Here is a 17,364-nt window from a genome sequence, read left to right on the forward strand (position 1 = left end):
TGTGGCCGGTTAGGGGAGATGGTATCTAGGAAGCAGACGTGGTCGCAGCCGCTGCAAACAGGCGGAGTCCGGTCATCGGGCTCCAGTTGGAGCCGTAGCGTCTGAGGATCCAGGAACTCGTGGTGGGCGACAGTGAACCCTTTCCAGAACAGGCTGAGCGGGGTAGCATCCATGGCAACGGCGGTGTCCGTAGGCTGACGTTTTGGCGAATATCAGCTTACTCGGATTCACCGCCGTTTCTCTATCCAGCTCCCGCCTCACGCCCTGCCTGTTTCACGCTGATCTGCGAAGAACCTTTAATCTCCAGGGGCGTGTCGCTGGAAACGCTTGACGGCCGTGCGAGCAACAAAGGGATGCTCTACCAGCGCTGTAAGGGGCTGCCCGCCCAGACGCAGGGCACTCTCAAAGGTCTCGCGTTCGACGTGATGGCGATCATCGGCGCAGGCTAGGACCGTGACATTGGACCAACGGCTGGTCACTTGCTCGACCATGCGGGTCTGTTTGTCGCGATCGTCCAGGGCTAACCAGCAATCAGGCTGACTCGAGCCCTGCCGCTCACTCGCGGCAGATCGGGGCGAATGGCGGCGCCGTAGTCGACATCGCCCAAGTGAGCTTGCCAAAGATCAAGGTGGAGGCTCCGAGCCGGTATCGTCGAGCGCGGGGTCGGTAGCAAGCAGCTCCCTGATCAAGGCGATTAGGACGTCTCCGGCGGGATGCTGGAAGCTGGGCGACCGGTGTAGTTCCAGATGGGCCGGCGGCAGCGGAGGAAGTCCGGAGGACTCGTCTAGCACCTGCCAGTCGGCCGGTAGCGTACGTCGATCGGTGACGGTCACGGCGTCGCGCTGGTTGACGGCCATGCGCAGCCCGGTGGGGCTCTGACTCGTGTATTGCAGCGACCAGCGACGCCCTTGGCGAGTTAGGCTCTCCAGCGCACGCTGACGGTAGGGGCAATGGTCCGGGAAGAGTGCGAGGGGGAGGGCCGTTCTCGCGTCTTGGCGGAAGTCACGATGCGCGGCCCAGACCAGCGACTCGGTGCCCAGGACTTCTCCGTTGCCATGATTGGCGTGCCGTACCGTCAGCGCCAGATCGAGCTCGCCGTCCTCCAGGACCTCGACCAGTTCGCTAGACATTCGGCAGTGGATGTGAGGGCGGATGTGCGGATAGCGCTTGGCAAAGCGGTCCAGTAGCCGTGGCAGCCAGGCTTCCGCGTAATTTTCGGGTAGGCCGAAACGAATCACCCCCTCCCTGTCGCCATGGCCGAGCGCGCTGATGGCCTCGCGTTGCAGCTGGAGCAGCCTGCGTGCGTAGACCAGGAAGGTCTCGCCGTCCGGCGTTAGGCTCAGCTGCCGGCTGGTGCGATGCAGCAGCGGAGTCCCCACCCGCTGCTCCAGAGTCCGGATGCGCTGACTGATGGTCGACTGCGTCTTGTGCAGTTGGCGGGCGGCTGCCGTGAATCCTCCGTTTTCGATCACTGCCACGAAGGCGCTGAGCAGCTCGGTGTCGAGGGCTGGAGGATCAGAGGGATCGTTTATGTCGATGGAATTCATCGGAACAAATTGTTTTATCGATGCTGAGGGTTTCTTCACGATAGCTGAATCTGAAGTCACTTAGGAGAGCCCCAATGGTCACTGCCATGCAACTGGCCGATGCCGAGCGCCATGACTTGTCCGATCTGGTCGATAGCGAGCGATACCCTCTCGACCGCCCCAATGATCCAGCCCTGAGGTCGGCCATCGAGCAGGCGCGCGCCGACCTGGATCGTGAGGGCTGCGCCGTGCTGCGTGGCTTCTTGCGCGAAGACCGCCTGGCGCAGATGCGCGAGGAGTGTCAGGAGCTGGCGGAGAAGAGCTTCTACAACACCCGGGAAGTCAATGCCTACTTCACTGCGGACGATCCCACACTCCCTGAACAGGATCCTCGCCGCCTGTTCATGACCCGGACCAGTGGCTTTGTGACCCGCGACATGATTGCGGCCGATCGCATCATGCAAAGGCTGTACGTCTCGCAGGGTATGAAATCCCTGGTGGCCCGCTGCCTCGGCGAGGAGCAGGTCTACGAATATGCCGATCCCTACGCCGGGCTGGTGCTCAACGTGCTACCAGAAGGCACGGAACAGCCGTGGCACTACGACACCAACGAATTCATCGTCACCATGATGACCCAGGCACCTGAATCCGGCGGCAGCTTCGAGTACTGCCCGGACATTCGGACGCCTCAGGATGAAAACTATGCCGGGGTAGGTGCGGTGATCCGCGATGAGGACCGAGAGGGCGTGCGCCGACTGGACCTGCAACCCGGGGATCTCCAGCTATTCAAGGGCCGCTTCAGCCTGCATCGAGTGACACGCGTCGAGGGCGCGACCCCGAGGCTGACAGCGATTTTTGCTTATTCCCAGTCACCGGGCGTGGTCGGTCGGCTCGAGCGCACGCGTCAGCTGTATGGCCGGGTGTCGGAACTGCACATCCAGGCCGAGCAGGATCGCGCTGAACGTGTCGATGGCCTGCTTGACTGATCCTTTTCCGCCAATGAATCGCTATGGAGCATCGCTGATGAACATGGATCTGGACGCAATGGGCATCCTTGCCCCCACCCATCGCCCCGAGGACTGCGAACCGACGCGCGAGGAGATTTCACAGATCCTGCGCGATCGGCTGGGGCGCGTGAGGGCGCAGCTCAAGGCCCGCGACATCTCGGCCGCCGTGCTGTTCGATCCGGCGCACGTGCGCTATGCCACCGGCTCTCGCAACATGCAGGTCTACAGCTCCCGCAACCCGGCGCGTTACGCTTTTGTGCCGGCCGAAGGACCGGTGGTGCTGTTCGAGTTTTCCGGTTGTGAACACCTGGCCTCTCATCTGCCGACCATTGATGAGATTCGGCCGGCCAAGGCCATTTCGTACTACTTCAATGAGCGCAATACCCATGCGGTGACAGAGGCCTGGGCCGACGAGATCGACGACCTGATCCAGCAGCGTTGCGGTGGTGGTGGCAAGGTGGCGTTGGAGAGCGCCACCGCCCAGGCGGCCTTCGCTCTCAAGGAGCGCGGCTACCGGGTGCTGGATGCTCAGGAGCCGCTCGAACAGGCACGCGCCTACAAGGTGCCCAACGAGATCAAGATGATTCGTTCGTCACTGCGCGCGGTCGAAGAGGGGGTGCGTCAGTTGGAGGCGGCCATTCGGCCCGGCGTTACCGAGAACGAAGTTTGGTCGAAACTTCATCAGCATATCATCGCCACCGATGCGGATTTTGTAGAGACGCGCCTGATGAACTCGGGGCCCAGGACCAACCCTTGGTTTCAGGAGTGTTCCGACCGTCGCATACAGGCGGGGGAGTTGGTGGCGCTAGATACCGATGTGGTCGGGCGCTACGGTTACTATGCCGACTTCTCGCGCACTTTCCTCTGTGGCCGTGGTGAGCCGACCCAGGCACAGAAAGACCTGTATCGCATGGCCTATGATCAGATTCAGACCAATATGGCCAATCTCAAGCCGGGAGTCAGCTTCAAGGAGTACGCCGAGCGTGCTTGGCAGATCCCGCCCGCCTACAAGGCGCGCCGGTACTTTGCCTTGGCACACGGCGTCGGCATGAATGGCGAATATCCCTATATCGTGCATCGCGAGGATATCGAGGATAAGGGATACGACGGCATCATCGAGCCGGGCATGACTCTATGCGTCGAGAGCTTCATCGGCCATGAGGCCGGGGGCGAAGGGGTGAAGCTCGAGGAGCAGCTCTATATCCGGGAAGACGGCCAGGTGGAGCTGCTGTCCGACTACCCCTTCGATGCCCGCCTGTTGAGCTGATCTGCACTGCAGATGCGTCAAGGTGGCTATCACGAAGCGGTAAACTGCGAGCATCTGCCCGGCTTCCAGTTGGAAGCCGGGCAGCGCCATCCTCCCGCAGGATTGCAGCCTGTTACCTTCGAAGCGGTGGTATGACATGACTGCATAGGCTGCTGTTTGAGCGAAGGCTTGTCAGAAAGAACCGGTGAACGGGCACGCGAACGGCGTTGCTGTAAGCTCCCTGCGAGCCTTCCGAAACGACGAGGCCGCGCTGGCGGGCTCCCTGCACCTCGCTCCACCACCCTCTTCCTCGAACAGCCTATGACCGAGACAGCACCGGTACTTGGCTCAGGTGACTTGACCAGCCCACCCATGGCTATCGGCTCGGTGTCGGGTCGATGCGGCCGACCAGCCGGGGAACGGTGGGACTCGATCCGAGAGAGTCCATGGGGCGGCCACTGATCGACCCCAATTACCGCGCTACCGAGAGTGATCGACAGAAGATGCAAGAGGGCCTACGCATGAGTCGCGATATCCTTCGCTAGCCGGCCTTTCGCTCCTTTCATCGCCGAGAAGGCCAGCGACTGGATTCGAGGCCAGACGTTTCCCCCCAGAACCCAGGGACTACTAGCCTACTATCAGGCGAAGGCCACCCCAGCGGCAAGTGTCGGCGCTGTCGCCGACTCAGTGCCGACCTGACAATTCCCAAGGCCCGCGGCGTGGGAGTTTGCGGCACCTGCCGGGGCGCGTGCTGGAGAGGGAAACCACCCTGGAGGCCTCTGCGAGGAGGAAATGCCGATGGCTATGGGCTGAGCTGCTGAACCACTATCAAAGGCAACGTAGGGTAGAGTACTGAGTTGCTAGTGCCGATCGCCATGGAAATGGACATGCCCGTTACCATGGCGATCGGTAAGTAACAGTCAAGCAAGGGTTTATCCATGACCGACAATGAGAATACGAGCGAATCGTCCACGGCGGGGCAGGGAATTCCCTCGCCCCAGGGGCCGGCTAACCTCATCAACACCGATTACGTGATCGGCCAGGATAACGTCGCTTTCAAGCGCTTCGGGCTCGATCTGGACGTGCACGGCCAGGTGTTCTCCATCTCGGCGCTGACGATCTTGTTCTTCGTGATCGTCACGCTGGCGCTTCAGGAGGAGATCGAGCCGATTTTAGATGCGATCTTCGGCTATCTGACCGGCTATCTCGACTGGTTTTTCCTGCTGGCGACCAACATCATCCTGCTCGTGGCGGTGGTGCTGATCTTCACGCCGTTAGGCAAGGTGCGCCTCGGCGGGGCCAAGGCCAAGCCGGAGTTCAGCTACGCCGGCTGGTTCTCCATGCTGTTCGCCGCCGGAATGGGCATCGGCCTCATATTCTATGGCGTCTCCGAGCCGTTGACGCATTTCGGGACCGCCCTAGGCGGTACCAGCCTGGAGGAGGGTTCGCGCACCGACTGGGCGCCGCTGGGCGCCGCCGCCGGTGACCAGGAGGGCGCCATCTCGCTGGGCATGGCCGCCACCATCTTCCATTGGGGGCTCCACCCCTGGGCGATCTACGCCATCGTCGCCCTGTCGCTGGCCCTGTTCTCGTTCAACAAGGGCCTACCGCTGACCATGCGCTCGATCTTCTACCCGATCCTGGGGGAACGCGTCTGGGGCTGGCCAGGTCACCTGGTCGACATCCTGGCGGTCTTCGCCACCTTGTTCGGCCTGGCGACTTCGCTCGGCTTCGGCGCTTCCCAGGCGTCGGCGGGGCTCGGATACCTGTTTGGCATTCCCGACAACAACGTCACCATGGTGTTTCTGATCCTGGGCATCACCCTGGTCGCGCTGATGTCGGTGGTGGCCGGCGTGGATAAGGGCGTGCAGCGCCTCTCCCAACTCAACATGGTGCTGGCCTTCCTACTGCTGGCTTTCGTGATTGTCGTCGGTCCGACCTTCATGATCGTGACCGGCTTCTTTGAAAGCCTCGGCGCCTACCTGGTCAACCTGCCGATGCTGTCCATGCCCTTCGGCCGCGAAGACGCCAACTTCAGCCAGGGCTGGACCGCTTTCTACTGGGCCTGGTGGATCTCCGCGTCACCCTTCGTCGGTATGTTCATTGCCCGCGTCAGCCGTGGCCGCACCGTGCGTGAGCTCCTGATCGCCGTGCTGCTGGTGCCCTCGCTAGTCTCGGTGCTGTGGATGACCGCCTTCGGCGGCACCGCCATCGACCAAGTCGTTACCGATGGTTTCCAGGATGTCAAAGACGCCGCCCTTGAACTGCAGCTGTTCGTGATGCTGGGCCAGCTACCGCTGGCCAGCATCACCTCCTTCGTCGGCATCGTGTTGGTGATGGTGTTCTTCATTACCTCCTCGGACTCCGGCTCACTGGTGATCGACTCCCTTACCGCCGGCGGCAAGGTGGATGCGCCCAAGCCGCAGCGCATCTTCTGGGCACTGATCGAGGGGGCCATCGCCATCGCGCTGCTGCTGGGCGGCGGCCTGGGCGCCCTGCAGACGGCTGTGATCGCCACCGGCCTGCCATTTGCGCTGGTGCTGCTGGCGGCCTGCTTCGCAGTCATCAAGGGGCTCAAGAGCGAACCCAGAACCGTCTAGCGACCGGTTGTCGCCCGGCTTGTCGGGCCTTCGCCACGCCAACAGGCATCGTCATTGAGGAGATGGTGGTGCCTTTTTCTTGAGCGTCTGTCAGATTCTGGGCGCGATGCGCTGGCAGCCTCACATTTCGGAGTGTGAGGCACCCAAGACTATTCTGCTCGAGCTCACGGTCAGGCATTCTCGTGCAGCCGTGATGGGCTCTCAGTTCCTGACGTCGGTAGCGAAGCGAGCGGCGTTTTCCCTGAGGAACTCGCTATCATCGGCGTCACCCCAGAAGGCCGGCTGTGCCTTCGGGATGGTCAAGGCCTTCTGAATCTTGGGGCGCGCATCGAGGCGGTCAAACCAGGCCTTCAGGTTGTCGAGACCGCCGATCGACACCTTTGCCCAGACATGAGCGCGTGCCCAGGGGTAGGTCGCCATGTCGGCGATGGTGTACTGATCCCCCGCCAGCCACTCGCGTCCCCGAAGGCGGGTGTCCAGGACCTCCAGCAGGCGACGGGATTCATCCACGTAGCGCTTGATGGAGAAGGGTTCTTCCTGACCATTGGGAGCGGCGATGCGCTGGAAGTACATGGCCTGGCCCATCATCGGGCCGATGCCGCCCATCTGGAACATCAGCCACTGCAGCGTTTCGCTGCGGGCCTTCGCTTCCTTGGGGAGAAAACGGTCGTACTTCTCGGCCAGGTACCAGAGAATGGCGCCACTCTCGAACACGGCGAAATCGTCGTTGCCCCGGTCGACGATGGTGGGAATACGCCCATTGGGGTTTAGCTTGAGATAGTTGGGCGCCTTCTGCTCCTTCTTGCCGAAGTCGATGAAGGTCAGTTCGTAGGGCACCTCCGCTTCCTCGAGAAAGATGACCGGCTTGTAACCGTTCATGGTGGCGGCGGTGTACAGATGAATATCCGGCTGTGACATGGCGAGCGTCCTCATGGGGGTGACGAGAGTGGCGGCGTCCTGAGCCGGGCCCACTGCGCTCCGACGCCGGGCCCGACGAGCACTTTCTGCAGGAAATGGGCGATCACATCTGCCGGTCCCAGAGGCTCTCCTGATAGCGCTTCACATCCTCCTCGAATCGCGCGGGATGCACATTGCGGAACGCATGCTCGTCCAGCGGGATCAGCCGCACCATCTCATCGATCATGGATGACGGGTCGAGCTGCAGGTCGTCCCCGGCAAACAGCTGCTGGGTCTCACGGATCGGCGCCTCGGGGGTGACGTGCGTCTTCGGGTCGTACCACTGGTCGAGGGTGTCGTACATGCGGTCGTTGAAGCCGGTGCGGAAGGGGCCCGGGTTGATCGTGGCCACCTTCACGCCCAGCGGTGCCAGCTCTTCATGCAGGAGCTGGGCGATGCCCTCCAGGGCATGCTTGGACGCGACATAGGGCGCGAGGTAGGGGAAGGTGGTGAACCCGGCGATTGACGATACCAGCACGATCTTGCCCTGGCCGCGGCTGGCGAATGCTTTGGCGTAAGGCTGAACGAACTCGAGGGTCGAGAAGACGTTCGTCTCGAAGACCTTGCGCACGCGAGCTACGGGAATCTCGGCGATGGGACCGGTCTCGCCGATCGCCGCGTTGGCCACCACGACATCGACCTCGGCGCCGTAGCGCGCAAAGACGCTGTCGCGATCCTGGGCATCGGTAATGTCGAGTTTCTCGACCTCCAGGCGAACGCCCTGCTGCTGCGCCTTCTCTTTCAGGGCTGACACCTGGGGCCAGATTTCCACCGTGGCAATCACGCGATGCCCTTGCCGGGCCAATGCCAGTGCCGCACCTTCCGCCAGGCCGCTGCCGGCCCCGGTCATCAGAATGGTTTTCATCGTATCTCTCCTCGAGATAGGTCGGGGGCTACGCCAGGTCGTCGCGATCCAGGCGCTCGAAAATGATGGCCTCGACGGGGGTATCGCCGACGTTGGTCACCTGGTGCGCCCAGGCTTCGTTGTGCATGACGTCTCCTGCCACCACGTCCCGCTCCATCACCTCGCCGTTATCCAGTGCGATACGCAGGCGCCCGGCTGACAGGAAGTAGACGATTTCTTCAGGATGGCGGTGAGGCGCATCGGCGGCGCTGGGGGCCATGGTCATGTGAACCAGCCGTGTTTCACCGGTGTTGATGAGCTCGCGATAGAACTCCGGGGAGGCCTGGTCGGCCAGCGGTACCGGGCGCCCATCGTCAGGCCATTGAGGCGTTGCCATGAGGTGATCTCCTGAATGTGACGGATGCATTAGCCGAAGACGCGCTCGAGGTGTGCGTCAAAGCGCGCGAGGTCGCTGTCGATATCGGGATTTTTCATCACGTCGTAGGCACCGAAGGTCGGCAGTGCGCTCATGTCGAAGAAGCGTGCGTTCAGGTGCACGGGCGCGACCAGGTCATCCAGCGACTTGCCGGCGAAGAAGGGTTCGTTGGGGTCGTTGAAAGCTTCGGCCGGGGCGTTGAGCGTGACGCTGAGCATGTACTGTGTGCCGGTGAGGGTGCCGCCAAGACCGTAGTTTTCTTTCGGCTTCTCGGCGGTGCGCCCGTCGCCCTCGCAGAAGCGCCCGTCCATGCCGGCCGTATAGACCTCATCCATGTACTTCTTGAAGGACCAGGGCACCATCATCCAGTTGATCGGGAACTGCATGATCACGACGTCGGCCCACTGGTGATCGGCGATCGCCTCCTCGACGTCGTAACCTTCGGAGATGCGGCTGACACGTACCTCGTGTCCTTGGTCGGCCAGCCATGAGCGGGCACGCTCAGCCAGAGTGTCATTCAGTGTGCCCTTGGCAAACGGATAGGGCTGGTGTCCGTTGATAATCAATACCTTACGCATGAAATCCTCCGCCATGAATGGCAATAAGTAGTGGATCAGCAAGCACTGCAGGCGTTAAGATGAAGCACGAGGTATGCAAAGACAACTAGTATACTTTTAGTAACCTGGTTCTTCGGAAAGCTGTGAAGGCCCAGCTCGGGCATGGCGAGCTCCTGGTAGGCGGCGCAGTCGGAGCCGGTTGGCGGCTTCCAGGCCCAGAACCCGAGTTGGCCTTGAGCGGAACAAGATAGGAGGCGTTCGATTGGAAGCGTTTGTGACTGAAGATGAAAAAGGCCGGCGCCAGGTAGCCTCGCCCTGCATGGAGCCGTGCGCCATCGAGAAAGGCATGCGCATCCTCGGTGGCAAGTGGACGGGGTCCTTGCTGTGGCACATCAATGACGGGCCGGTAAGGTTCAATGACCTGGCCCGGATGGTGGGAGGGGCCAGCAAGAAGATGATCACCGAGCGACTGCGTTTTCTCGAGGCGAAGGGATTGATCTCCCGCCACGTGCGCGACACCTCGCCCGTCATTGTCGAATATGCCATTACGCCGCTCGGTGAAACGGCTATCAGGGTGCTCGATGAGCTGCGCGAGTGGAGCGAGGCTTTGCCGGCGGACGTCCTGGAGGAGTGACGGGGTGTAGACAGTGGGCGGATCGCCTCGGGCTTCGTTGACGCCTCCAGGTTTTCACAGGGACATCAAGGAGGCCCCATGAATCGGCCCCACCGACACGACGAGGCATACCCATGCAGAAGATGATCCAGTCCGTGTCTCGCAGCTTCCGGCTGCTCGAGGCGTTACGTCGGGCGGATCGTCCGCAGTCACTGGCGCGTCTCAGCGCTGATGTGGGCCTGAGCAAGACCACCGTCCACGGACTGCTGGATACCCTGGTGGCATTGGGCTACGTCCGCCGCCTGTCCGAGGGATACTGGCTTGGCCTGCGACTCGATGAGCTGGCCGAGCCGTTGGCGAAGGAACGAGAGCAGCTCCGCCAGCACTACCGCGAGCTGCTGGACGAGGCCGCGGCGCTGAGTGATGAGACCGTCTATCTGGCCACCCCCTGCGGCAGCCAGGAGTACTTGTATCTCGAGGCCGTGGAGGGTCGGCAGCCGCGTCGCGTCCAGAGCCCTCGAGGTCGTCGGGAATCGTTACGCCATTCGGCGATCGGTCATGTCTTCCTGGCCAACGATGATGACCTGCTGCGCCAGGTACGGCGCAATGGTCCCTTGAGCGATGCGCAAGAGGCCCAGCTTCAGGAGGTCAGCGCCCAGGGCTTCGCGCTGGACCTCGAGGCCGTCGAGGCGGGCCTTTGTTGCCTGGCGATTCCCTTGCGGCAGCGGGGCGACTGCGTGGCGGCATTGGGCATGGCGGGGCCATCATCGCGCTGGACGCAGGCGCAGCTGAGCCGGTTGGCGAAGCAGCTTCTATCGCGCTGACCCTCCTATCCTCCTCGCCGTTCGACATTGTCGAATCTTGGTCGGCATCCGCTTCTTCCCCCTTTGCCTGCCTGCTCGTCGTAGGCATGCTCCTCATCGCGTCGTCGCCGACGGCGCTGATCTTGACTGGATTCTTGAGGAGAATGACATGCACCTTGACGATGCCCGCCACATCATTGCCGGTATCCGCCAGGCCGCCGCCGATGAGGGTTTCGCCGTCTCGCTGGCCATCGTGGATGCCAGCGGCCTCCAGGTCGCCTTCGAACGCATGGATGGCGCGGTTCCCGGCAGTATCGATGTCGCGATCAAGAAGGCGCGTACGGCGTCGCTGTTCCAGACCGACAGTGCCCAGCTGGGCCAGATCGCCGCCCCGGGGGAGGCCGTCTATACCCTGGAGAATACCAACGGGGGCCTGATCAGCTTCGGGGGTGGCGTGGTACTGCGCGATGCACAACAGCGCGTGGTCGGAGCCGTCGGTGTCGCCGGCGCGACCGTCGAACTGGATGAGACCCTGGCCCAACTGGGGCCGCGCCTGATGGCCCGGGAGGCGGCATGATGCGCGGCCAGCATCTTGCCGTCCTGGCATTGGCGGTGGCCGCCTTTGCCATCGGCATGGCGGAGTTCATCGTGGTCGGGGTGCTGCCCTCCATCGCCACCGACCTGGGTGTCACTCAGGATCGTGCCGGCGCGCTGGTGAGTGGCTATGCGCTGGCCCTGGCGATCGGTACGCCGCTGCTCATGCTGACGCTGTCCCGCTTTCCGCCTCGTCGGGTGCTGACGGGGCTGATGGCATTCTTCGTGATCGGCAACCTGCTGGCGGTCATCGCCCAGGACTTCACCAGCCTGATGCTCGGTCGCGTAATCACCGCCGTGGCACATGGTGCCCTGTTCGCGTTGGGGGCGACCGTGGCCAGTCGGCTGGCGCCGGAGGGGCAGTCTGGCAGTGCCATCGCGCTGATGTTCTCGGGGCTGACGCTGGCCATGGTCGTTGGCGTGCCGGTCGGCAGCCTGCTGGGGAACGGCATGGGGTGGCGGATGCCCTTCGTGGTGATTCTGGCACTGGCAGTCATCGCGCTCATCGCGCTGTGGCGTTGGTTGCCTGCACATCTGGCGGCTCAGCCGACGGGCGGCTGGGGGGAGCAGCTGTCTGCACTCGGGCATCCGGTCATCGTGTTGACCATGGCGCTGACGGCGCTGGGCTTCGGGGCGACCTTCCCGCTGTTTACCTATATCAGCGCCTGGTTGACCGAGCAGACAGGGTTCTCCACGGCGGCAGCCAGTGGCCTGCTGGTCGTCTTCGGTGGCGCGACCCTGGTCGGAAACCTGATGGGCGGGCGACTGGTCGGCGCCATCGGCTGGCGGCGCACGGCCGCCTGGCTGCTGCTCGGACTGGCGGCGATCCTGGCGATCATCCACGCCTGGGGAGAGGCGAGGTGGCTGATGCCGGTTTGGCTGGCAGTGTGGGGTGCCTTGGCCTTCGGAGTGTCGCCGGCATTCCAGTCCGGCATGCTGGCCACGGCCGAGCAGCATCGGCCGCGTGCGTTGGCCTTCGCCTCGGCGCTCAACATTTCGTCGTTCAACATCGGCATCTCGGCCGGCTCCGCCGTGGGGAGTGCGCTGGTCGCAGAGGAGGCGCTGGGGATGACGCCGCTGGCCGGAAGTGGACTGGCGATGCTGGCGCTGAGTGTGCTGTGGCTCCAGGGGCGAGTGAACCGCTCCCGTGTCGCCGAGGCCATGGCGTGATGGAACCGTCGTTCTACAAGGCTCCGGCCCCCTTTGCGAAGGGGGCATTGCCGGGCAGGCAGGGCAATAAGGGCTTGAGGCCGATTGTTCGCTCTTCCCCGTGGCCGAAGCCCGCTACTCGCTCAGGGTGGCGTCATAACCACTGGCCTGGTCCTCGTCGAGTCGCGGTGTCGTAGCCCAGCCGTCACGGATACGGAGCGAAGCGATCATTCAGGCCTCTGGGCTATCATCCCAATCGCACTGCGCCGGCGCTGCCAGTTGTCGTCCCTCTCAATGTCCTCGAACACTTGCCTCCGCATGGCGTCTCGGGGTTTGAACCACTCGCCATGGAGCGCCTCGACCTTGAGGCTGTGGAACAAGACCTCCGTACAGACATTGTCTTGGCAGTTACCTTTGGTACTCATGCTGCAATGGAGGTCGTTCCGGGGCAGAAGCGTCTGGTGCAGGGCAGTACCTACTGACCAACCATGCCTGACCAGCTTGTCTCAAGTTACCGGGGCAGCGATCTCGCGTCTGGCATAGATCAGAAACTGCTCTTCTTGGTAGTGGCGCGAGAGTGACCAAGGCTTGCAATTATTCGAAAATTTAGAATGAAATCGTCTAAATATGCCTCTTTTGTTCGATTATCTGCAGGTCTAGTATGCACTCATTCACTCAATGAGCTTCTCTAGCCAACACCAAGGAGATACACCATGACGATCAAGCCAACACTTGCAGCCCTTCTTATCGCTGCTATCCCCATGGCTGCACAGGCCGGTCAGGCCACTGCTCTTGCCATGCAGTTAAGCGAACCACTGTCCGCTGTCCAACAAGCCGATACCCACAGTATTTCTGGGGATGGAGCAGTGAGGGATATTGCCAGCGCTTATGAGCATGCAGACCAAAGCACCGCCATGGCCGAATCCCGAGCAAGACTGAATACGAGGTACCGGGACAGTGAAGTTAATAGTGCGAAGTTGACCAGCGCCGGACTTCAGTTGGCTCGCAACGCTACTAAATGAATGGGCGTCACCAACCGAAGCTACTCTTAGCCTTAAATTAATGAGCTGATTAATCTGATCAAGATCGACTGTCATCGTTCTGGCAGTGCGGAACGGGGAATTCCTAGGAGACAAGATGAATACTTCACTGGTTAAACACGCACTCGCGACCTCTAGCAGTTTGGCCCCCCTCGCCTTGCGCATTCCGGCAGGCATTATCTTCATGGCGCACGGTGCCCAGAAGCTTTTCGGCTGGTTTGGCGGTTACGGCCTGGAGGGGACCGGGCAGTGGATGGCCTCCATCGGCATGGAACCCGGCTACCTGATGGCCCTCGCGGCAGGTAGTGCTGAGTTCTTCGGCGGCCTCGCCCTGCTGATCGGTCTGTTGACACGCCCGGCGGCCTTGGTGCTGGCCGTCACCATGCTGGTGGCAATCTTCAGCGTCCATGCCGCCAACGGCCTGTTTATGAGCAACAATGGCTATGAGTTTGCTCTCTCCCTGCTGGCCATCTCGGTGTCACTGGTGCTTGGCGGTGCGGGGCGAGCCTCACTGGATCGAAACTTGGTACGGAAGCTGCGTTAAGCCCCGAACTCTCCGGAGACGCTTCATGACATCACTGATCGAGGCAGTTGCGCGTTGGTTCGGGAGATCGAAAGCCCACAACACCCCACAAGAGGTACAGCCCATAACCAAGGTACTGGTTGTTTATTACTCCATGTACGGCTACATCGAGACGATGGCGAACAGCATTGCCGACGGTGCACGTCAGGTGGAAGGCGTCGAGGTGACCGTGAAGCGCGTACCGGAGACCATGGATCCCGACGCGCTTAAGGCCGCCGGCGGCAAGTCCGAGCAGGCGGCCCCGGAGGCCTCTCCCAAGGCGCTGGCCGACTACGATGCGATCATCTTCGGCACGCCCACGCGTTTCGGCAACATGGCCGGCCAGATGCGCACCTTCCTCGACCAGACCGGTGGCTTGTGGGCCAGTGGCGGCCTGGTGGGCAAGGTGGCCAGTGTCTTTACCTCCACCGGTACCGGAGGGGGCGAGGAAATGACCATTGCCTCGACCTGGACCACTCTGGCCCATCACGGAATGATCATCGTGCCAATCGGCTATGCCACCCCGGAGCTGTTCGATATCTCGCAGGTCGGCGATGGCACGCCCTACGGGGCATCCACCATCGCCGCGGGCGATGGCTCTCGCCAGCCCGATGATCGCGAGCTGACCATTGCCCGCTTCCAGGGCGAAACCGTGGCCAGGGTCGCGGCCCGCCTCAAGACCAACGGCTGAAGCTGTTATCACGCCCCGATAACACGCTGAGCTAACGAATCGGCAAGGCCCTGTCCCGTGATGGGCGTTGCCGATTTTTCTGAACACTCACTTTCTCATCCACCCGTGAGAGCGTGCCTTGTCGTGTCATGGCAAGGCGAAGCCCGCACGCTGGAAAGGAGGCAACATGATCCTGCGACGCGCCAATGAACGTGGCCATGCCGATCACGGCTGGCTGCGCTCCCGCCACACCTTCTCGTTTGCTCACTACTTCGACCCTGAGCACATGGGGTTCAGGAAGCTTCGTGTCATCAACGAAGACCGTGTCCAGGGGGGCGCAGGGTTCGGCACCCACCCGCATCGGGATATGGAGATCATCTCCTATGTCCTGTCGGGCGCTATGGCCCACAAGGACAGCATGGGGCATGGGGCGGTCATGCGTCCTGGCGATGTGCAGCGCATGTCGGCGGAGACCGGTGTCCTGCACAGCGAGTTCAATCACTCCTCCGACGAAGAACTCCACTTCCTGCAGATCTGGATTGAGCCGAAGCTACAGGGCATCGCGCCCAGCTACGAACAGAAGCGCTTTCCGGCAGCACAGCGGCAGGGAGAGTGGCGCCTGGTCGTTTCCGCGGAAGGCCGTGACGGCTCGGTCAGCGTCAACCAGGACGTCAACCTCTATACCGGGCTGTTCGATGCCGGCGAGCAGGCGAAGGTGCCGGCCCTCCGCCATGCCTGGCTGCACGTGGCGCGGGGAGAGGCTAAGGTCAATGGCCAGCGGCTCTCGGCTGGTGATGCGGCTGCCTTCCAGCCGGGTGAGCCCATCGACGTGATCGGCGTCGAGGCCTCGGAGATTCTCTTGTTTGATATGGCTTAAGTGGAGCAGGTATAGCGCAATATCTAGGCTTGGGTGGCCTCAAATTCCGAGTGACCCTTCTTTGCGCCTTTCCTTCGGAACTCGATCCATCGCCGATGTGACCAGCCACGTTTTCAATAAATCCAGTCTCTCTAAAGATTATGAGAGAACGCTGATGTCGCGGTTGGCGATTATTAGATAAACTAATAGAAAAATTAGATTATCTCGCTTTTCTGCCTGCCTATCGTGCTGCCACAGTTGGCTCTGTGATGAGGTCATCATAAATCCAACCATCAGGAGCTAGCGATGAAAGCCATGAATATGTATATCGGCGAAGGTTTCGAAGGGCCCGGGGTCAATGCTGCGCACATCAATATCCTCATCGGTCCCAAGGATGGCCCGGTGGGCAATGCGTGGGCAGGCAGCATCACCTCGCCTACTCGGGGACACAGTCCTTTCATGGTGATTGCTCAACCTAATGTGCCCGTAAAACCGGTCACGCTCTTCACCAATAAGGCGGAAATCGAAGGGGAGCTCCATGGAAAGGCCACTTGGGGCGCAGCCCAGGCAGGTATCGCCAAGGCCGTGACCGAGGCATTGCTGGACGGCACTCTGCCCGAAGAGGCTGCAGAGGAGTGGTGTATCCTGACAGCCAACTGGGTCAACCCGGCGTGCGATGATCTGGATGCCGTTTACGCGAACAACTATCGCGCCTGCACCAATGCCATCAAGGCTGCACTGCAGGGCACGCCTAACAAACAAGATCTGGAGCTCGCTGTCGGTAGCATCAGCAACCCCTTCTACAGCGTAAAGAATTAACGATACCTCAAGATCAATAGCCCGCTCACATAATCTGCTTCAGGAATAACAAAATGCAGTACGTCAAGCTCGGCAATTCCGGATTATCCGTCTCTCGGCTGTGCCTCGGTACCATGAACATGGGCTCTAAGGAATGGAAGCCCTGGATTTTCGATGAAACGGAGAGCGAGCCTATCGTCCGGCATGCTATCGACAACGGAGTCAATTTCATCGACCTGGCGGATTTCTATTCCACCGGTGCGGGTGAGGAGGTGGTCGGGAATATCCTGCGCCGAGTCGCTCGCCGCGACGAGTTAGTGGTCACCACCAAGGTCGGCTATGCCATGAATGGTGACATCAATGGTCAAGGCCACTCGCGCAAGCACATCATGGAAGGTATCGATGCTTCGCTGCGCCGGTTGCAGATGGACTATGTCGATATCTACATGCTGCATTTCTTCGATACTGGCACGCCGGTCGAAGAAACGATGTGTGCGATGAACGACATCGTGCGCTCCGGCAAGGCCCGATACATTGGGGTGTCCACGATGTATACCTGGCAGCTCGCCAAGATCTTGCAAGTCTGCGACAAGCATGGCTGGGTTCGCCCCATCAACATGCAGCTTCAGCTCAACTGTGCATACCGTGAGGAAGAGCGGGAGATGATCCCCTTCTGCATGGATCAAGGCATTGGGGTCTCCGTGTTCAGTCCCCTCGCTCGCGGCATCCTGACCAATGACTTGACCTCGACGCGCAACCAGACCGATTTCTTCACCACCGGCATGTACAGCGACAAGATCTGCAAGGAAATTGCCCATTCGGTGGCCAAGGTTGCCGATGCACGGGGGTGCTCACCGGCCCAAGTGGCTCAGGCCTGGGTGCTGAGAAAGCCGGAAGTCAGCAGCATGCTGGTGGGAGCCGACACCCAGGAGCAGTTCGGCAGCGCCTTGGCGGCTCTGGAGATGCAGCTGAGCGACGAGGAAGTGTACGAGCTAGAGCGCAATTATACCCCTTGCGACGTCATCAATGACTATACCGCCGGTCGACGTATCCCTCGCGAATGTCGGCCGGCTCAGGCGCCCTTCCTGGACTAATCATCTGCCATA

The 17,364-nt window shown here is 61.5% G+C and carries 20 protein-coding genes; 15 read left to right on the forward strand and 5 right to left on the reverse strand.

Translation table 11 applies throughout. The features are described from left to right. The first annotated feature begins 122 nt into the window (after positions 1-122). Entirely contained in the window at positions 123-449 is a 327-nt protein-coding gene (locus tag NFU04_RS00710) for a hypothetical protein (protein WP_251307620.1), read from the forward strand. Positions 450-623: 174 nt separating this feature from the next. Here the strand turns inward: NFU04_RS00710 and NFU04_RS00715 are convergent, their stop codons facing one another. Then, positions 624-1,547, reverse strand: coding sequence for a LysR substrate-binding domain-containing protein (locus NFU04_RS00715; RefSeq protein ID WP_251307621.1), 924 nt, complete (start codon positions 1,545-1,547; stop codon positions 624-626). 86 nt (positions 1,548-1,633) lie between these two features. Between NFU04_RS00715 and NFU04_RS00720 the strand changes: the two genes are divergently transcribed. The 4 genes from NFU04_RS00720 (at position 1,634) to NFU04_RS00735 (ending at position 6,379) form a co-directional block, all read left to right on the forward strand. Then, positions 1,634-2,512, forward strand: a complete 879-nt coding sequence (locus NFU04_RS00720; RefSeq protein WP_251307622.1) for a HalD/BesD family halogenase — start codon at positions 1,634-1,636, stop codon at positions 2,510-2,512. A gap of 37 nt (positions 2,513-2,549) precedes the next feature. Continuing rightward, positions 2,550-3,800 (forward strand): M24 family metallopeptidase, encoded by a 1,251-nt coding sequence (locus NFU04_RS00725; RefSeq protein WP_251307623.1) that lies wholly within the window; start codon positions 2,550-2,552, stop codon positions 3,798-3,800. Between the two features lie 377 nt (positions 3,801-4,177). Beyond that, positions 4,178-4,324: a GMC oxidoreductase gene (locus tag NFU04_RS00730; protein ID WP_285835096.1), complete on the forward strand. Its 147-nt coding sequence runs from the start codon at positions 4,178-4,180 to the stop codon at positions 4,322-4,324. Between the two features lie 393 nt (positions 4,325-4,717). Continuing rightward, the gene (locus NFU04_RS00735; RefSeq protein ID WP_251307625.1) at positions 4,718-6,379 is read left to right on the forward strand and encodes a BCCT family transporter; all 1,662 of its coding nucleotides are present in this window, start codon (positions 4,718-4,720) and stop codon (positions 6,377-6,379) included. Between the two features lie 201 nt (positions 6,380-6,580). Here NFU04_RS00735 and NFU04_RS00740 read toward each other — a convergent pair whose 3' ends face one another. From NFU04_RS00740 to NFU04_RS00755, 4 genes are all read right to left on the reverse strand, one after another. After that, positions 6,581-7,312 carry a glutathione S-transferase family protein gene (locus tag NFU04_RS00740; RefSeq protein ID WP_251307626.1) on the reverse strand — a complete coding sequence of 244 codons (732 nt, stop codon included), beginning with the start codon at positions 7,310-7,312 and terminating at the stop codon, positions 6,581-6,583. A gap of 88 nt (positions 7,313-7,400) precedes the next feature. After that, positions 7,401-8,201 carry an SDR family oxidoreductase gene (locus NFU04_RS00745; protein WP_251307627.1) on the reverse strand — a complete coding sequence of 267 codons (801 nt, stop codon included), beginning with the start codon at positions 8,199-8,201 and terminating at the stop codon, positions 7,401-7,403. A gap of 28 nt (positions 8,202-8,229) precedes the next feature. Beyond that, entirely contained in the window at positions 8,230-8,577 is a 348-nt protein-coding gene (locus tag NFU04_RS00750; RefSeq protein ID WP_251307628.1) for a cupin domain-containing protein, read from the reverse strand. A 29-nt stretch (positions 8,578-8,606) separates the two neighbouring features. Then, complete coding sequence (locus tag NFU04_RS00755; protein WP_251307629.1) at positions 8,607-9,194, reverse strand: NAD(P)H-dependent oxidoreductase; 588 nt, start codon at positions 9,192-9,194, stop codon at positions 8,607-8,609. Between the two features lie 241 nt (positions 9,195-9,435). On the opposite strand from NFU04_RS00755, the gene NFU04_RS00760 reads away from it, so the two are divergent. The 10 genes from NFU04_RS00760 (at position 9,436) to NFU04_RS00805 (ending at position 17,352) form a co-directional block, all read left to right on the forward strand. Then, positions 9,436-9,807 (forward strand): winged helix-turn-helix transcriptional regulator, encoded by a 372-nt coding sequence (locus tag NFU04_RS00760; protein WP_251307630.1) that lies wholly within the window; start codon positions 9,436-9,438, stop codon positions 9,805-9,807. Between the two features lie 113 nt (positions 9,808-9,920). Then, on the forward strand, positions 9,921-10,610 hold the full coding sequence (locus tag NFU04_RS00765) for an IclR family transcriptional regulator (RefSeq protein ID WP_251307631.1): 690 nt from the start codon (positions 9,921-9,923) through the stop codon (positions 10,608-10,610). 148 nt (positions 10,611-10,758) lie between these two features. Beyond that, positions 10,759-11,166: a GlcG/HbpS family heme-binding protein gene (locus NFU04_RS00770; RefSeq protein WP_251307632.1), complete on the forward strand. Its 408-nt coding sequence runs from the start codon at positions 10,759-10,761 to the stop codon at positions 11,164-11,166. Continuing rightward, positions 11,163-12,353: an MFS transporter gene (locus tag NFU04_RS00775; protein WP_251307633.1), complete on the forward strand. Its 1,191-nt coding sequence runs from the start codon at positions 11,163-11,165 to the stop codon at positions 12,351-12,353. Before NFU04_RS00770 ends, NFU04_RS00775 begins: the two co-directional genes overlap by 4 nt. 692 nt (positions 12,354-13,045) lie before the next feature. Next, complete coding sequence (locus NFU04_RS00780) at positions 13,046-13,354, forward strand: hypothetical protein (RefSeq protein WP_251307634.1); 309 nt, start codon at positions 13,046-13,048, stop codon at positions 13,352-13,354. 115 nt (positions 13,355-13,469) lie between these two features. Further along, complete coding sequence (locus NFU04_RS00785; RefSeq protein ID WP_251307635.1) at positions 13,470-13,916, forward strand: DoxX family protein; 447 nt, start codon at positions 13,470-13,472, stop codon at positions 13,914-13,916. A 103-nt stretch (positions 13,917-14,019) separates the two neighbouring features. Then, the gene (wrbA, locus tag NFU04_RS00790) at positions 14,020-14,625 is read left to right on the forward strand and encodes an NAD(P)H:quinone oxidoreductase (protein WP_251307677.1); all 606 of its coding nucleotides are present in this window, start codon (positions 14,020-14,022) and stop codon (positions 14,623-14,625) included. 166 nt (positions 14,626-14,791) lie between these two features. Beyond that, on the forward strand, positions 14,792-15,481 hold the full coding sequence (locus NFU04_RS00795) for a pirin family protein (protein ID WP_251307636.1): 690 nt from the start codon (positions 14,792-14,794) through the stop codon (positions 15,479-15,481). 285 nt (positions 15,482-15,766) lie between these two features. Beyond that, the gene (fae, locus tag NFU04_RS00800; protein WP_251307637.1) at positions 15,767-16,279 is read left to right on the forward strand and encodes a formaldehyde-activating enzyme; all 513 of its coding nucleotides are present in this window, start codon (positions 15,767-15,769) and stop codon (positions 16,277-16,279) included. A 53-nt stretch (positions 16,280-16,332) separates the two neighbouring features. Continuing rightward, positions 16,333-17,352, forward strand: coding sequence for an aldo/keto reductase (locus NFU04_RS00805; RefSeq protein WP_251307638.1), 1,020 nt, complete (start codon positions 16,333-16,335; stop codon positions 17,350-17,352). The last annotated feature ends 12 nt before the right edge of the window (positions 17,353-17,364 follow it).

Origin of the sequence: Halomonas sp. NCCP-2165 (genome assembly GCF_023708045.1) — a bacterium.
Taxonomy (GTDB): Bacteria; Pseudomonadota; Gammaproteobacteria; order Pseudomonadales; family Halomonadaceae; genus Bisbaumannia; species Bisbaumannia pacifica.

What these genes read in the sequence shown, in the direction of transcription:
- NFU04_RS00715 (WP_251307621.1), bottom strand. Translation starts at nt 1,547, where the DNA reads ATGAATTCCATCGACATAAACGATCCCTCTGATCCTCCAGCCCTCGAC.
- NFU04_RS00720 (WP_251307622.1), top strand. Translation starts at nt 1,634, where the DNA reads ATGCAACTGGCCGATGCCGAGCGCCATGACTTGTCCGATCTGGTCGAT.
- NFU04_RS00725 (WP_251307623.1), top strand. Translation starts at nt 2,550, where the DNA reads ATGAACATGGATCTGGACGCAATGGGCATCCTTGCCCCCACCCATCGC.
- NFU04_RS00730 (WP_285835096.1), top strand. Translation starts at nt 4,178, where the DNA reads ATGCGGCCGACCAGCCGGGGAACGGTGGGACTCGATCCGAGAGAGTCC.
- NFU04_RS00735 (WP_251307625.1), top strand. Translation starts at nt 4,718, where the DNA reads ATGACCGACAATGAGAATACGAGCGAATCGTCCACGGCGGGGCAGGGA.
- NFU04_RS00740 (WP_251307626.1), bottom strand. Translation starts at nt 7,312, where the DNA reads ATGAGGACGCTCGCCATGTCACAGCCGGATATTCATCTGTACACCGCC.
- NFU04_RS00745 (WP_251307627.1), bottom strand. Translation starts at nt 8,201, where the DNA reads ATGAAAACCATTCTGATGACCGGGGCCGGCAGCGGCCTGGCGGAAGGT.
- NFU04_RS00750 (WP_251307628.1), bottom strand. Translation starts at nt 8,577, where the DNA reads ATGGCAACGCCTCAATGGCCTGACGATGGGCGCCCGGTACCGCTGGCC.
- NFU04_RS00755 (WP_251307629.1), bottom strand. Translation starts at nt 9,194, where the DNA reads ATGCGTAAGGTATTGATTATCAACGGACACCAGCCCTATCCGTTTGCC.
- NFU04_RS00765 (WP_251307631.1), top strand. Translation starts at nt 9,921, where the DNA reads ATGCAGAAGATGATCCAGTCCGTGTCTCGCAGCTTCCGGCTGCTCGAG.
- NFU04_RS00770 (WP_251307632.1), top strand. Translation starts at nt 10,759, where the DNA reads ATGCACCTTGACGATGCCCGCCACATCATTGCCGGTATCCGCCAGGCC.
- NFU04_RS00775 (WP_251307633.1), top strand. Translation starts at nt 11,163, where the DNA reads ATGATGCGCGGCCAGCATCTTGCCGTCCTGGCATTGGCGGTGGCCGCC.
- NFU04_RS00780 (WP_251307634.1), top strand. Translation starts at nt 13,046, where the DNA reads ATGACGATCAAGCCAACACTTGCAGCCCTTCTTATCGCTGCTATCCCC.
- NFU04_RS00785 (WP_251307635.1), top strand. Translation starts at nt 13,470, where the DNA reads ATGAATACTTCACTGGTTAAACACGCACTCGCGACCTCTAGCAGTTTG.
- NFU04_RS00795 (WP_251307636.1), top strand. Translation starts at nt 14,792, where the DNA reads ATGATCCTGCGACGCGCCAATGAACGTGGCCATGCCGATCACGGCTGG.
- fae (WP_251307637.1), top strand. Translation starts at nt 15,767, where the DNA reads ATGAAAGCCATGAATATGTATATCGGCGAAGGTTTCGAAGGGCCCGGG.
- NFU04_RS00805 (WP_251307638.1), top strand. Translation starts at nt 16,333, where the DNA reads ATGCAGTACGTCAAGCTCGGCAATTCCGGATTATCCGTCTCTCGGCTG.